General features: G+C 60.6%; 14 protein-coding genes. 5 read left to right on the forward strand and 9 right to left on the reverse strand.

The genetic code is table 11. The features are described from left to right. Positions 1-453: 453 nt before the first annotated feature. Entirely contained in the window at positions 454-978 is a 525-nt protein-coding gene (locus tag LPJGGPFB_RS11245; RefSeq protein ID WP_173419982.1) for a hypothetical protein, read from the forward strand. Between the two features lie 577 nt (positions 979-1,555). After that, positions 1,556-1,978 (forward strand): DUF4864 domain-containing protein, encoded by a 423-nt coding sequence (locus LPJGGPFB_RS11250; RefSeq protein ID WP_173419983.1) that lies wholly within the window; start codon positions 1,556-1,558, stop codon positions 1,976-1,978. A 13-nt stretch (positions 1,979-1,991) separates the two neighbouring features. Here the strand turns inward: LPJGGPFB_RS11250 and tgt are convergent, their stop codons facing one another. The 5 genes from tgt to coaD form a co-directional block, all read right to left on the reverse strand. After that, positions 1,992-3,122, reverse strand: a complete 1,131-nt coding sequence (gene tgt / locus LPJGGPFB_RS11255) for a tRNA guanosine(34) transglycosylase Tgt (protein WP_173419984.1) — start codon at positions 3,120-3,122, stop codon at positions 1,992-1,994. Beyond that, entirely contained in the window at positions 3,123-4,205 is a 1,083-nt protein-coding gene (gene queA, locus LPJGGPFB_RS11260) for a tRNA preQ1(34) S-adenosylmethionine ribosyltransferase-isomerase QueA (RefSeq protein WP_173419985.1), read from the reverse strand. Positions 4,206-4,285: 80 nt separating this feature from the next. Further along, the gene (locus LPJGGPFB_RS11265) at positions 4,286-4,795 is read right to left on the reverse strand and encodes a peptidylprolyl isomerase (protein WP_173419986.1); all 510 of its coding nucleotides are present in this window, start codon (positions 4,793-4,795) and stop codon (positions 4,286-4,288) included. 23 nt (positions 4,796-4,818) lie between these two features. After that, positions 4,819-5,391, reverse strand: coding sequence for a peptidylprolyl isomerase (locus LPJGGPFB_RS11270; RefSeq protein WP_173419987.1), 573 nt, complete (start codon positions 5,389-5,391; stop codon positions 4,819-4,821). Positions 5,392-5,427: 36 nt separating this feature from the next. Beyond that, on the reverse strand, positions 5,428-5,922 hold the full coding sequence (gene coaD, locus LPJGGPFB_RS11275; RefSeq protein ID WP_173421017.1) for a pantetheine-phosphate adenylyltransferase: 495 nt from the start codon (positions 5,920-5,922) through the stop codon (positions 5,428-5,430). Between the two features lie 361 nt (positions 5,923-6,283). On the opposite strand from coaD, the gene LPJGGPFB_RS33440 reads away from it, so the two are divergent. Beyond that, complete coding sequence (locus LPJGGPFB_RS33440) at positions 6,284-6,412, forward strand: hypothetical protein (RefSeq protein WP_277996356.1); 129 nt, start codon at positions 6,284-6,286, stop codon at positions 6,410-6,412. Between the two features lie 133 nt (positions 6,413-6,545). Here the strand turns inward: LPJGGPFB_RS33440 and LPJGGPFB_RS11280 are convergent, their stop codons facing one another. From LPJGGPFB_RS11280 to LPJGGPFB_RS11295, 4 genes are all read right to left on the reverse strand, one after another. Next, on the reverse strand, positions 6,546-7,943 hold the full coding sequence (locus LPJGGPFB_RS11280; RefSeq protein WP_173419988.1) for an MATE family efflux transporter: 1,398 nt from the start codon (positions 7,941-7,943) through the stop codon (positions 6,546-6,548). Between the two features lie 143 nt (positions 7,944-8,086). Beyond that, complete coding sequence (locus LPJGGPFB_RS11285) at positions 8,087-9,385, reverse strand: TCR/Tet family MFS transporter (protein ID WP_173419989.1); 1,299 nt, start codon at positions 9,383-9,385, stop codon at positions 8,087-8,089. Positions 9,386-9,827: 442 nt separating this feature from the next. Further along, positions 9,828-10,772, reverse strand: a complete 945-nt coding sequence (ypfJ, locus tag LPJGGPFB_RS11290) for a KPN_02809 family neutral zinc metallopeptidase (protein WP_173419990.1) — start codon at positions 10,770-10,772, stop codon at positions 9,828-9,830. Between the two features lie 102 nt (positions 10,773-10,874). Then, positions 10,875-11,396 carry a DUF2306 domain-containing protein gene (locus LPJGGPFB_RS11295; protein ID WP_173419991.1) on the reverse strand — a complete coding sequence of 174 codons (522 nt, stop codon included), beginning with the start codon at positions 11,394-11,396 and terminating at the stop codon, positions 10,875-10,877. An 89-nt stretch (positions 11,397-11,485) separates the two neighbouring features. On the opposite strand from LPJGGPFB_RS11295, the gene LPJGGPFB_RS11300 reads away from it, so the two are divergent. Continuing rightward, complete coding sequence (locus tag LPJGGPFB_RS11300) at positions 11,486-12,328, forward strand: LytTR family transcriptional regulator DNA-binding domain-containing protein (protein ID WP_173419992.1); 843 nt, start codon at positions 11,486-11,488, stop codon at positions 12,326-12,328. An 82-nt stretch (positions 12,329-12,410) separates the two neighbouring features. Next, a complete protein-coding gene (locus tag LPJGGPFB_RS11305; RefSeq protein WP_173419993.1) occupies positions 12,411-13,439 on the forward strand; it encodes a zinc-dependent alcohol dehydrogenase family protein in 1,029 nt (342 codons plus the stop codon). Positions 13,440-13,577 lie beyond the last annotated feature (138 nt).

Raw genomic sequence — 13,577 nt, forward strand, 5'->3', positions numbered from 1 at the left:
GATGCTGCCGGACTGCCAAAAGCCGCGAGCATAACAAGCCAGATTACCTTCCTCGTCATCTGCAAAGCGCGGCCTCCACTCCAGGTTACCAATATTGGACCAATGGATTTCCGTCGTAAAAATATGCTCGAAATCTCGGCGTTCGGTGGGAGAAACCGACGCTGCCCCGAGCATCTTACTTTCCAGAAGAGATGTCCAGAACGGCAAGCTCTCCAAATATGGCGATCCTCTCGTCCGGAGTATCTCTTCGAAGCCCTTCGTCCCAACGCTCAGACTTGCTTCTCCTAGGACTTGAGATCAAAATCTGAACGCCGATACGGCTAACTCCAGACAAACTACCTCACGTTTCCTATGCAATACCAGAATTGCTTCAGCAATCTCAGCGCACTCGCCTTTTTTGGCGGCGACGAGTGAACTCATTCATTTGGGAAGACAACTGGGAGGAGTATTTGAATGGCAATTTCGCGAAAACAAGAGGAGCGACTGCTCACTGAGGACGAGTGGCATCTGGTGCGCCAATCACACCATCCCGCGATACAGGGCGTTTCCGACGAAGATCTGCTGAAGCTCGTGAAGCAAGTGCGCGAAAGGCGCGACAGGTCACAAGCCGAAGCTCATCGCCAACGACGTGAGATCCGAGGGAAGTCCGCCCCGAAAGGCGTGGAACCCACTCGAAAGGATATCGGCACAAGGGCCAAGCTCGAAATACTGGCCATGAGCATGCGCCGGCTCAACGGAGAGCATGCAAGGCGTCGTAAAATGCACGGAAAAGCCCAGTTGGTCTCCAACATGCGCGCGGCGCTTGCGGCCAAGCACGCATCCAAGACAGAACGGGATGAAACGTACAATTCGCGTCATGCGCTGGAAGGAATGCAATCCATAGAAAGTGCGAGGCGCAAAAGCCTCATGCGGCCCATGGAACGAGGACGGCTGAGAAAGGCCGGTGCGGTCGCCCAGGCGAAGCGAGATTCACGGTAACATCATCGCTGGCGGGGCGCGGAATGTGACCTGCGGGAAAGCTTGCACGGAACGTTTCCCAGTCCCGCTCAGCAGTGCTCGGCGACGAGGCGCGACGCCGAGTTTGACAAGCCCCATCTCCCCTGCCGCCCATGCGCAAGTCCGCTGAAGGCGGAGCCGGAATTTCGGGGACGAGCACATCTCGGTGTGAATTGATCAGAAACCCAAAGACGCCTCAGCAAGCTGGCAGTGAAGAAGGATCTCAGGTCCCGGAGCAGCCACAGGAAGCAGGAGTGATAGCAGCTATGGATTGCGTTCGCTTGCGCGTGATGAACCGGATGATTTCAGAACGCGCCGCCGCCCGCGGCATCGATCGTGATCGCCGTAATGTGCTCTCGAGGCTCAATTGCGAATATCACCAAGTTATGATGTTTAAAGTCGTTTGTATGGAAGCACGAACTAACACATTGAATGGACGTGGTTTGGGACCCTAGAGACCAAATGGAAATGCATTCGGCGGCCGTTCGCCCCATTTCCAGAGCCCACAAACGTCCTATGCTTTCTGAGGTCGGCAGAAAACGTCTGGCGGAGATCGATCATGATCAGGACATTTGCCATTGCCCTCGGTGTCGCAGTGCAACTAGCAAGTGCGGGCTTGTGCCGGGCCGACGAACCTGTCGATACGGCGCGCTCGATCATCCAGGACCAGATCGCGGCTTTCCTGAATGACGATGCCGACGCCGCCTACTCCTTTGCTTCACCGGCGATACGCGGCAAGTTTCCTGACAAGACCGTGTTTTTCGACATGGTCAGGCGCGGTTACCAGCCGGTCTATCGACCGGGCAATTTTGCCTTCGGTCGCTCCAAGGCGGTGGGCGACCAGGTCATTCAGGAGGTGCTGATCTCGGCACCAGATGGCAAGGACTGGACGGCGGTCTACCAGCTGATGAAGCAGCCTGACGGCAGCTACAAGATCAATGGCGTGATGATGCTGCAGGCGGTGCCAGGGCCGGAGATCTGAACTGTCCGGGGCCTCAAAGAGGTGCCAAGTCCCCTCGCCGCCAGGTTTCCTGGGTCTCGGCCATGAAGTCTGCAAAGCGGCCCTCTTCGATCGCCAGCCGAATGCCCGCCATCAGTTCCTGGTAATATGCCAGATTGTTCCAGCTGAGCAGCATGCCGCCGAGCGATTCGTTCGAGCGGATCAGGTGATGAAGATAGGCGCGCGAATAGTCGCGCGTCGCAGGGCAAGACGATTGTTCGTCCAGCGGCCGCATGTCCTCGGCGTGGCGGGCGTTGCGTAGATTTATGCGACCATGGCGGGTAAATGCTAGGCCGTGGCGTCCGGATCTGGTCGGCATGACGCAGTCGAACATGTCGATGCCTTGGGCGACCGATCTCAGGATATCGTCGGGGGTGCCGACGCCCATGAGATAACGCGGCTTTTCCACCGGCAGCTCGGGGCATGTGATGTCGAGCATTCTCAGCATCACCTCCTGCGGTTCGCCGACCGCAAGCCCGCCAACGGCATAACCCTTGAGGTCAAGGCCCTTGAGCGCCTCTGCCGAACGCACGCGCAATTCAGGAATGTCGCCACCCTGAACGATGCCGAACATCGCCTTGCCCGGCTGGTCGCCGAAGGCGACCTTGCAGCGCTCGGCCCAGCGCAGCGACATTTCCATCGCTCGCTCGATTTCCTTGGGCTCGGCCGGCAGCGCCACGCACTCGTCGAGCTGCATCTGGATATCGCTGTCGAGCAAGCCTTGAATCTCGATCGACCGTTCCGGCGACATGTGGAAGAGTGCGCCGTCGACATGGCTCTTGAAGGTAACGCCCTGCTCATCGAGCTTGCGCAGGCCGGCAAGCGACATCACCTGGAAACCGCCGCTGTCGGTGAGGATCGGGCCTTGCCAGCGGATGAGATTGTGCAGGCCGCCAAGTCGCGCCACCCGTTCGGCGCCGGGGCGCAGCATCAGGTGGTAGGTGTTGCCGAGGATGATGTCGGCGCCGAGATCCTTGACCTGGTCGAGATACATCGCCTTGACCGTGCCGACGGTGCCAACCGGCATGAAGGCGGGCGTGCGGATCGTGCCGCGCGGCATGGAAACCTCGCCGCGGCGCGCCTTGCCGTCGGTTGCGTGCAGCTTGAACTGGAAGGTTTCGGTCATCTAGTCTTTCCGGAAAAGCAGGCTGGAATCGCCATAGGAATAGAAGCGGTAGCCGGTCTCGATCGCATGGGCATAGGCTGCTCGCATCGTCTCCAGGCCGCAGAAGGCCGAAACCAGCATGAACAGCGTCGATTTCGGCAGATGGAAATTGGTCATCAGCATATCGACAGCGCGGAAGCGGTAGCCGGGCGTGATGAAGATACCTGTCGGCCCGGACCAGGGATGGATCGTGCCGTTTTCGTCGGCAGCACTTTCGATCAGCCGCAGCGACGTCGTGCCGACGCAGACGATCCTGCCACCCCTCGCCTTGACGGCATTGAGGCGCTCCGCGGTTGCCGCGTCGACGTGGCCGATTTCCTGGTGCATCACGTGATCGTCGGTATCGTCTGCCTTGACGGGCAGGAATGTCCCTGCTCCGACATGCAGGGTCACGAAATGGCGCTCGATGCCGAGGTCGTTCAGTTTCGCGAACAGCCGCTCGGTGAAATGCAGGCCGGCTGTCGGCGCAGCAACGGCGCCCTCCTCGCGGGCATAAACAGTCTGGTAGTCGGTACGATCCTGCGCATCCTCGGCGCGCTTCGAGGCGATGTAAGGCGGCAGCGGAATGTGGCCGGTCGCCATGATCGCTTCGTCGAGCAGCGGCCCGGAGAGATCGAAGCGCAGCGTGACTTCGCCAGCGTCGCCCTTTTCCTCGACGGTCGCGTCGAGCGTGCCGAGCATGCAACTGTTACCGCCATGGCCAAAGGCGACGCGGTCGCCAACTTTAAGGCGGCGCGCCGGCCGAGCGAAAGCCTTCCAGCGGTCGGGAGCGACCCGCATGTGCAGCGTCAGCGAGACCGGCGTCGTGATCTCCTCGCCGCGACGGCGAATGCCTTCGAGCTGCGCCGGGATGACCTTGGTGTCGTTGAACACCAACGCGTCGCCGGGACGCAGGAAGGAAGTCAGGTCAAGGACGCCGTGATCCGTCAGGCATTGCGGCGCCTTGGGGTCGACGACGAGCATGCGGGCGCTGTCGCGCGGGCTGACGGGCCTGAGCGCAATGGAGGTATCCGGAAGGTCAAAGTCGAACAGGTCTACGCGCATGATCGTTTCTGAAAGAAAAAAGCAAAACCCGCCCCGGGGCCATCAGGCGCGGCCGGGACGGGTTTGTGCATTAGCGCAAATCAGGCGTCGGCGGCAACCCGCAGCGACACGATGGTATCGGGATCACGCACCGGCTCGCCGCGCTTGATCTTGTCGATGTTGTCCATGCCCTCGATGACCTGGCCCCAGACGGAGTACTGCTTGTTCAGCCACGGGGCATCGGTGAAGCAGATGAAGAACTGCGAATTGGCCGAGTTCGGCGCCTGGCTGCGAGCCATCGAGCACGTGCCGCGGATGTGGCTGACGTTCGAGAATTCGGCGTTCAGGTCCGGCTTGGACGAACCGCCCATGCCGGCGCGCGACGGGTTGAAGTGCTCGCCGCCGGTCTTGCCGTATTGGACGTCGCCGGTCTGTGCCATGAAGTCCTCGATCACGCGGTGAAACACCACGCCGTCATAGGCGCCTTCGCGTGCCAGTTCCTTGATTCGGGCGACATGACCCGGAGCCACATCAGGCCGAAGCTCGATGATGACCTGGCCCTTGGTGGTCTCCATGATGATGGTGTTTTCCGGATCTTTGATCTCGGCCATGGGTTTTCTCCTTGTGTTTAACTTTACTTGCCGACCTTGACGCTGATCATGCGGTCGGGATCGGTGACGGAGCCGTTGTTGGCATCGTCGCCGAGTTTGATCTTGTCGACGTTCTCCATGCCGGAGATGACCTTGCCGACGACCGTGTATTGGCCGTTGAGGAAGTCGCCCGGGGCAAACATGATGAAGAACTGCGAGTTGGCGCTGTTGGGATCCTGCGAACGCGCCATGCCGACCGTGCCGCGCTCGAACGGTACGTCCGAGAATTCGGCCGGCAGGTCCGGCTTGGAGGAGCCGCCCGTGCCAGCAGCCTGCGGCTGGAAGCCCTCTTCCATGTCGCCGTACTGCACGTCGCCGGTCTGCGCCATGAAGCCCTTGATGACGCGGTGGAAGGCGACGTTGTTGTATTCGCCGGCGGTTGCCAGCGCCTTGATCTGTTCGACGTGCTTAGGTGCGATATCAGGGCGAAGCTCGACGACGACAGGGCCGTCCTTCAACGTGATGGTGAGGAAGTTGTCAGCCGACTGCGCAAATGCGGTTCCCGCATAGGAAGCAAGCGTGAGGGCACCGGCGAAAGCGAGGTGGAGGATTTTCATGGTTTCTCCCTGAGTGGTGAATGGAGTGTGGCGGCTCTAGGCCTTGCGTTTGGCCTGCAGCGCCGCGTGGACCGCCTTGGGCACGAACGCGCTGACGTCACCGCCCATGGCCGCGATCTGGCGGACCAATGTGGCCGTAATGGGCCGCGATGCGGTGCCTGCCGGCAGAAACAGGGTCTGAACGTCAGGCGCCATTTGACGATTCATGCCCGCCATCTGCATCTCGTAGTCGAGGTCCGTGCCGTCGCGAAGACCACGCACAAGCAGCTTTGCGCCGCTTTGCCGCGCGGCATCGACCACGAGGTTGTCGAAGGAGACAACATCGATGTCGGCGGCGCGTTCGGGCAGAAATTCGAGCAGCGACTCGCGAATAAGTTCCGCGCGCTGGTCGAACGAAAAGAGCGGTGCCTTGCCCGGATGGATACCGATCGCCACGATAACTTTGCGCGCCACGTTCAGCGCCTGCACAAGTACGTCGAGATGCCCGTTCGTCATCGGATCGAAAGAGCCGGGGTAGAATGCCGTCGTCATCGCACCTGTTTCCGTTTGGTGAAGCCTTTTGTCACGGACGGCGACGGATCGCAAGAGTTGTGCAGGGGAGCAACCCTGTTCCCTGGGAAACAGCGGCACCAAAGAAATGAATGCTAGATGAATGCCATGTTCAAGAGCGTTTCACATCGCAGACTGTAATGTGAAGCAAGAAAGAACGGAACCTTTTTGAAGATACTGCCGTTTAACACCTGAAAGGATGACGGCTATGGGACTTGCTCTGTTTTCGATGACGATGTTTTTCGCAATGATCTTTGCGACGATACATGCACTCCGGGACGAATCCCGTGAGCAGCGCGACCGTTCAGGCAACCGTAAGATCTTCGGCTAAAGGTAAAATGTTATGGCGACAGTCTTTATGACCGCCGCGGCGGTAATCAGTTTCGTCTTTCTCGTCGACTTTGCCCGCACGATACGCGACCTCCAGCGCGATCGACTGGGCTCCAGCGAGACCGGCGGCTTCAACGTTTAGTAATCTGCAGAAACTTTCCTCCAGAAGTTTCAAAATGAGCGCCCGCCATTCTTCCCCTGAAGCGGTCGCTTTCTAAAGCCGGACGGCATCCCCTGCCCGTCCGGCTTTTTCTTTGTCCGGAATTTGAAGCTCCCTAAGCCGCCGACACCTTATGCGTCCGGATCATGCGGAAGAACCGCCAGTTCAGGAGCAGCGCTGCGGCGGCAAGGCCGAGCACGAATCCGAACCAGACACCTGTTCCGCCGAAGTTGAGCGGAAACGCGAAGGCCCAGGCGCAAACGAAACCGATCGGCCAGTAGGAAATCATCGCCAGGATCATCGGCACCTTTGTGTCCTTGAGGCCGCGAAGCATGCCGGCGGCAATCGCCTGCAACCCGTCGACCAGCTGGAATGCGCCGGCAATCACGATGAGCGGAGCGGCAAAGGCTAACACCTGGGCTGCATCCGGCCTGCTGGTGTCCAGGTAAAGTGCTGCCAGCTGGCTTGGGAAGAGTGCGAAGATCGCGCTGCCGATGGTCGCGAAGACGGATCCGAGCACCAGTGCCGAAATGGCTGCGCGCCGGACGCCGAGCATGTCGCCGCGGCCGTAGGAAAGGCCGACGCGCACTGTTGCCGCCTGGGCAATTCCAAGCGGGATCATGAAGGCGAGCGAAGCGAACTGCAGCGCGATGCCATGCGCGGCTAGTTCGATCGTACCGATTGTTCCCATCAACAACGAGGCGACGGTGAACAGGCTGACTTCAGCAAGTATGGTCAGCGAGATCGGTATTCCGAGATAAACCACTTCCCTGAACGCCGGCCAGTCCGGGCGCCAGAAACGCACGAACAGCTCATACTGGTTCAGTTCCGGTTTGCTCTTGATATAGGCGACCGTCAGCACCGTGCCGAGGACCGCCACGCCAAGGGCGGCGACGGCTGCACCGAAGATGCCCAGTTGCGGGAAGCCGAAATGGCCGTAGATCAGCACGTAGCAAAGGGCTGCATTGAGGACGAGCGTTGCCAGGGTGACATAGAGAATGATCCCTGCCCGCTCCAGGCCGCTCAGGAACGCACGCAGCACCATGAAGATCAGCCCCGGGAAGATCGCCCATTGTGCAATGTGCAGATACTCGGCGGCAAGGGCCGCCACCTCCGGCTGCTGGCCGGCAAGCAGCAGGATCGGCTCGGCAAGCCAGAGTACAGGCGCCGTCAGTACGCCGTAACAAAGCACAACCCAGAGCCCCATGCGCACGGAGCGGCGGACCGAAACCTTGTCGCCCCTGCCCTGTGCTTGCGCAGCCATCGGCACCACGGCGTTGGCGAAGCCGCTGCCGAAGATGTAGACGGTGAAGTACATCTGCGTTGCCAGAATGATCGCGGCGAGCTGGGTGGCACCGAGCTTGCCCACCATCAACACGTCGGTCGTGTTGATCGCAAGTTGTGCGAGCTGCGCGCCGATGAAGGGTACGCCGAGATAGAGGCTTGCCCGATAATGGGTGCGCCATGAATTGTCGGTTTGCACCGGGGTCGGGCTCGCATTGGCGGTCAGCATGACGGATTCCTGGATGTCGACGCGGCCGAGATACCGCAGGTCAGAACGGAGGGAAGGATGACGGAAATAGAACACGGCCGTCGAAAGAACCAGTGACAAAGCTTCGGCTGCTCAATTTTTCATCGAAGGATCAAGAAAATTGATCAATTTCGTTGCATGGCGCCGTGGTCGGCATAGCGCGGTTCTACCGACGGCTCCGCAGGCTCGACATCTTCGGCCGCAACGGCGAGCCGCTTCGGTACCTTGAACCAGAAGACAAGGAGCGCGCCCACCACGAAACAACTGGCAAGTGCATAGGGTGCACCGGCGAAAGTGATTTTGGCGGTTGGCGCTGTGAAATAGGCAAAGATTTGGGTGAAGATCAGCGGGCCGATGATCGTCGTGATGCTGCCGATGCTGGTGAGCGCGCCCTGCAGCTCGCCTTGGGCCGACGGAGGCACATGACCTGCGGCGATGCTGCGCAGAGGCGGATCGGCGAGGCTCTCGAGTGCGGTGGCGATAATCACGGCATAGATCATCCATCCCTGCCATGCAGCGGCATAGCCGACGGCACCGAGTGCCGTGAAAGTCAGGCCAAGGACGGCCGTTCTCCATTCGCCGAGCCGTGGCACGACGCGCGGCAGCACGAACGCCATCACCAGGGCGCCACCGATGCCGAAGATGCCGAGCGAAAGACCGATTTCGCCCTCGCTCCAACCGTACCGGTAGGAAGAGACGAACGACCAGACGGACGGATAGACTGCATGCGCCATCCAGAACAGGAAGAAGACCAGCCCGACCCAGCCGATGCCGGGATAGTTGCGCATCTGCCGGAGCGCACCGAGCGGATTGGCGCGCTTCCATTCGAAGCGGCGACGGTTCGCCCTGTCCAGCGTTTCCGGCAGCAGGAAAACACCCAGCACGAAGTTGATGAAAGATAGGGCCGCGGCACCATAGAACGGTACGCGCGGTCCCAGTTCGCCCAGCAGCCCGCCAATGACGGGCCCCAACGCAAAGCCGGATCCGAACGCGATGCCGATCAGGCCGAAATTCTTGGCGCGGTTTCCATCGTTGCTGATGTCGGCAATGTAGGCTGAGGCAGTGCCGAAGCTGGCGCCGCTGATGCCGGCGAGAACGCGGCCGACGAACAACATCCAGTAGCTGGTCGCTAGCGCGCAGATCAGATTGTCGATGGCGAAGGTGAGCACCGAGGCAAGCAGGATCGGCCGGCGCCCAAAACGGTCGCTGAGATTGCCCATGAAGGGCGCAAAGAGGAACTGCATCGCAGCGTAGACCAGCAGCAGCCACCCGCCGTCGATGGCCGCATCGCTCACATTGGCGCCGGTCAATTCTTCCAGATAGGTCGGCAGCACCGGCACGATGATCGCGATACCGATGATGTCGAGAAACAGGATGAGGAAGACGAGGAACAGGCCACGTCGCACGAACTTCTCGTCGAGCATCAAACTCTCCCCGCGCTATCCGTCGCCAGCGCGGAGACAGAACGTGAACAACGTTACCAATTTAGGTGTAACGCATGATTTCAATCGAAACAATACGTGAACATCTCAAAGTTTTTTATGGAAACGATCGCGTTCGTTGATCCATTGCTTTGCGGAAACGCGGCCCGTCTGGGCAACGGTGTCCGTTGCTCCGCCTTGAGAAAGTCGACGAAAGCTCGAAGCGGCGTCGGCAGGGGAAAGAACACGGATGCAAAGCGTGCCCCTCGAAGCAGAATGAGTATGGAGCAGGTTTCACTCGGAAAGGCAGGCCCGACTGTGTCGTGCTTCGCGTCGATGCACGCCGGCGCGACCGGTTTGGTGAGCGCCACTAAAGTAAAAAACGACAAAAGGGGCCGGCAGAATGAGCCGACCCCTTCTGATCTTTGGTTATGCAGTCTCTGGATCAGACCTGACCGGAGAATGTGTCGCAGGCGGACATCTTGCCACTGTCGAAGCCGCGCTTGAACCAGCGCATGCGTTGTTCTGATGTGCCATGGTTGAAGCTTTCCGGAACGACATAGCCCTGCATGCGTTTCTGCAGCGTGTCGTCGCCGATCTGGGTGGCGGCATTCAGCGCCTCTTCCAGGTCGCCTTGTTCCAGCAGACCCTTCTGTTGCGTGTACTTGCCCCAGACTCCGGCAAAGCAATCGGCTTGAAGCTCGACGCGTACCGACATCTGGTTGGCTTCGGTCTCGCTCATCGACTGGCGCATCTGATTGAACTTCGGCAGCACGCCGATCAAGTTCTGCACATGGTGGCCGACTTCGTGGGCAACGACGTAGGCCTGCGCGAAGTCGCCGGACGCGCCGAACTTCTGTTCAAGCTCGTCGAAGAAGCTCATGTCGAGATAGACCTTGCGGTCACCGGGGCAATAGAACGGGCCGGATGCCGCAGAGGCGAAGCCGCAAGCCGAGCGTACGGAGCCGCTGAACAGCACCATCTTCGGCTCCTGATATTGTTCACCGCTCGCCTGGAAGATGCCGTTCCAGGTGTCCTCGGTTTCGGCCAGCACCGTCGACATGAAGGCTTTCATCTCTTCTTCCTGCGCCGATCCACGCGGTGCGGGCGAACCGTCGCTCTGCTCGAAGCCCGGCTGCGCGACCGGGCCGCCGCCGCCCAGGACTTGCAGCATATCAATACCCATCGCCCTCAGGATGAAGTAGAGGACGACGAGGAAGATGATGGTGCCAAAGCTCATGCCGCCGCCGGCGCCACGCATGCCTCCGCCCCCTCCGGGCATGCGAAACCCGCCCCCCCGACCGAATGGATTACCGCCCAGACCGCCTCCGGGGCTTGCCCCGCGCTGGTCTTCAACGTTTCCGGATTGGCGGCGGCCTTTCCATTCCATGATCTGTCCTCCCGGCGTGGGTCGATACGCAATATCGGTCAGATCATTTATATGTCGGGCCGAATGCAGTTGTAAAACGCAATCGGGCCCGCAAGGTTGCGATCATGCCAATCTTTTCGAGGACTTGCCGACACCAAAAAGGTGGCCCTGTCGGATCGCCAGGGCGGTTGCGGTCACCAGAAACGCAGCCAACACCACTGACGCCGCTGTTGCCTGCCAGTTCGAAAGCCCCGAAAACAGGCTTGCATGCATCAGCCGTCCCGGCAGCAGCGTAAAGAGGCCGGCAACGACGATGCCGCCGAGATACATGCCGGCGACATGGCCGCGATGCGCGGCGATGTCGTGCCGCCGGGCAGCCGCAATCGCTTGCCAGCTTCCAAAGAGCACGTAGATCGACAGCAGGTGAATGGGGCTGAAACAGCCAACCAGTCTGATTTCATGAATGAAGAACGTGGAGGATGCGGTCACGACCATGAGTACGATCCAGATCTTGCCGAGCATCCTGTGCCCGCGCGTGCCTTTCGGACGGGCAAGCAGAAAAGCGCCAAGGATCGCCGCCGGAATGACGGTCGCGACGTGCAACTGGATTGCGAACGGTGCGTGGAGAAGGGGTGCAAATGTCATCGCGGATTTCTATGCTGTTGATTTCCCCGAACGTGCGGCAGTCTCCTTGCTGCATTCAAATGCTTTGACTGGAACTGACGGAAAACTTCGTGAAACGCCCATTTCTGCAATCCACGCTTCGTGAACTGCATCTTGTCCTGAAGGCGCCGCGCCTCTGGGCAACCTTTGCAGCAGTTGTGCTGATCTTTTGGGTCACGGGGCCATACGGCACCGCTGAGCGCCTTGCCCTGGTACCGCGTCTCGGGTTCTGGCTGGTGTTGCACGCCCTCACCTGGGCGATCGCCATCGTTTCGGCTGTGTTTGCCAATGGCATCCTGCGCGAAAGGGTCACCTCCGGCTTCGTTCGCATGATGATCGGTGCTGCCGTCGCCAGCATTCCGATCGGTCTCGTGACCACCGCAATCGGTTCGGTGACCTTTTCTGTTGCACCAACTGCGGAAGGTGTCCTCACTGACATCGCCACCGGCCTGCTCCTGTCGCTCTCTTTCTGTGCCTTGACCTGGATGACGATAAATGGGGACGCCGCGTCGGAGTTGGACGACACCGGCACCTTTGCAGCGACGCCCGACACGCGCGGGCATCAGGCTTCCATTGGGCCGACGACGTTCCAGGAGAATACGGGCCAGGTACCGCTGCTGTTGCGGCTGAAACACGCCAATCGCGGCGTGCCGCTACATCTGACGGTCAGCGACCACTACACGGAAGTCACGACTACCGCTGGGCGCGAACTCATTCTGTTGCGCTTCGCCGATGCACTCGGTGAACTCGGTCCGGTCCAGGGCTTGCAGGTGCACCGTTCCCACTGGGTGGCGGACGCGCACGTCGCGCGGCTCGTACGGGATAACGGCCGCATGACGATCCAGCTTGGGGACGGAACCGAGGTGCCGGTCAGTCGCACCTATGCCGCGGCCGTGCGCCAACGGTGGGGTTGACCGGCTGCTGATCGGGTCCTTGACCGTGTCCCGCTTTGACGATCCTATTCGCCCCAGGGAAACTGGCGGGGGAGGCATGGTCATGAAGGCGTTGCGGCTGGAGGCTATCGGCGACCTTTTCGTGCGCGAGGTGGACACGCCCTCGCCCGGCCCCGGTGACCTGCTGGTCCGCGTCGAAGCTTGCGGCATCTGCGGTACGGACAGGCACCTCCTGCATGGCGAGTTTCCGTCGATGCCGCCTGTCACGCTCGGCCACGAATTCTGTGGTATCGTCGAAGCGGTCGGCAAGGATGTGAGCGATATCGCCATCGGCGCGCGCATCACCGGCGACCCGAACATTTCCTGTGGTCGTTGCCCGCAATGCCGTGCCGGGCGGGTCAACCTTTGTCCCGCCTTGCGCGCGATCGGTATCCACCGCGACGGCGGTTTTGCCGATTATGTGATCGTTCCGCGAATACAGGCGCATGAAATCCCGCTCAGTCTCGATCCGGTGCATGGCGCCTTCTGCGAGCCCCTCGCCTGCTGCCTGCATGGCATCGACCTCTCCGGCATCCGTGCCGGATCGTCCGTCGTCGTTCTCGGCGGTGGGGTGATCGGCCTTCTGACGGTGCAGCTTGCGCGGTTGGCGGGTGCGACGACCGTTATCCTCTCGACGCGGCAGGCGGTCAAACGCAGGCTCGCCGAAGACGTTGGCGCAACGGCGACCGTCGATCCCTCCGCGAGCGACATCATCGAAGCCATTGCCGGTCCGGCAGGCCTTGTGCCCGGCGGCGTCGATGTGGTGATCGAATGCGCGGGTGTTGCCGAGACCGTGCGCCAGTCGACGCGGCTCGCCAGATCGGGCGGCACCGTCGTCATTCTCGGCGTCATGCCGCAGGGAGAGAAGGTCGAAATCGAACCGTTCGACATTCTCTTCAGGGAACTGCGCGTGCTTGGATCCTTCATCAATCCGTTCGTTCACCGCCGCGCCGCAGACCTCGTCGCCTCGGGGGCAATCGAGATCGACAAGTTGATCTCGCGGCGTGTCTCGCTCGATGAGGCGGTCAGCGTCATTGCACATCCGCCTGCTGCCGGCGAGGTCAAGGTTCTGGTGGTGCCGGACCAGGCTTGATGCTTTCGATACGGCTTTCAGGCGGCCATCTAACCCCTTGCGAAAGCGGATGCCGAAATATGTCGGGTTTCCTGTCGATTCCGGAATTTTCGGGGTTTCGCTTGCGGATACATTTGCCTATAAGCCGCTTCTAGCCTG

This window comes from Ensifer adhaerens (genome assembly GCF_013283195.1).
GTDB classification, from domain to species: domain Bacteria; phylum Pseudomonadota; class Alphaproteobacteria; order Rhizobiales; family Rhizobiaceae; genus Ensifer; species Ensifer adhaerens_G.

Excerpts from the sequence above, each read along its gene's own strand:
- LPJGGPFB_RS11245 (WP_173419982.1), top strand. The coding sequence starts at position 454 with ATGGCAATTTCGCGAAAACAAGAGGAGCGACTGCTCACTGAGGACGAG.
- LPJGGPFB_RS11250 (WP_173419983.1), top strand. The coding sequence starts at position 1,556 with ATGATCAGGACATTTGCCATTGCCCTCGGTGTCGCAGTGCAACTAGCA.
- tgt (WP_173419984.1), bottom strand. The coding sequence starts at position 3,122 with ATGACCGAAACCTTCCAGTTCAAGCTGCACGCAACCGACGGCAAGGCG.
- queA (WP_173419985.1), bottom strand. The coding sequence starts at position 4,205 with ATGCGCGTAGACCTGTTCGACTTTGACCTTCCGGATACCTCCATTGCG.
- LPJGGPFB_RS11265 (WP_173419986.1), bottom strand. The coding sequence starts at position 4,795 with ATGGCCGAGATCAAAGATCCGGAAAACACCATCATCATGGAGACCACC.
- LPJGGPFB_RS11270 (WP_173419987.1), bottom strand. The coding sequence starts at position 5,391 with ATGAAAATCCTCCACCTCGCTTTCGCCGGTGCCCTCACGCTTGCTTCC.
- coaD (WP_173421017.1), bottom strand. The coding sequence starts at position 5,922 with ATGACGACGGCATTCTACCCCGGCTCTTTCGATCCGATGACGAACGGG.
- LPJGGPFB_RS33440 (WP_277996356.1), top strand. The coding sequence starts at position 6,284 with ATGGCGACAGTCTTTATGACCGCCGCGGCGGTAATCAGTTTCGTCTTT.
- LPJGGPFB_RS11280 (WP_173419988.1), bottom strand. The coding sequence starts at position 7,943 with ATGCTGACCGCCAATGCGAGCCCGACCCCGGTGCAAACCGACAATTCA.
- LPJGGPFB_RS11285 (WP_173419989.1), bottom strand. The coding sequence starts at position 9,385 with ATGCTCGACGAGAAGTTCGTGCGACGTGGCCTGTTCCTCGTCTTCCTC.
- ypfJ (WP_173419990.1), bottom strand. The coding sequence starts at position 10,772 with ATGGAATGGAAAGGCCGCCGCCAATCCGGAAACGTTGAAGACCAGCGC.
- LPJGGPFB_RS11295 (WP_173419991.1), bottom strand. The coding sequence starts at position 11,396 with ATGACATTTGCACCCCTTCTCCACGCACCGTTCGCAATCCAGTTGCAC.
- LPJGGPFB_RS11305 (WP_173419993.1), top strand. The coding sequence starts at position 12,411 with ATGAAGGCGTTGCGGCTGGAGGCTATCGGCGACCTTTTCGTGCGCGAG.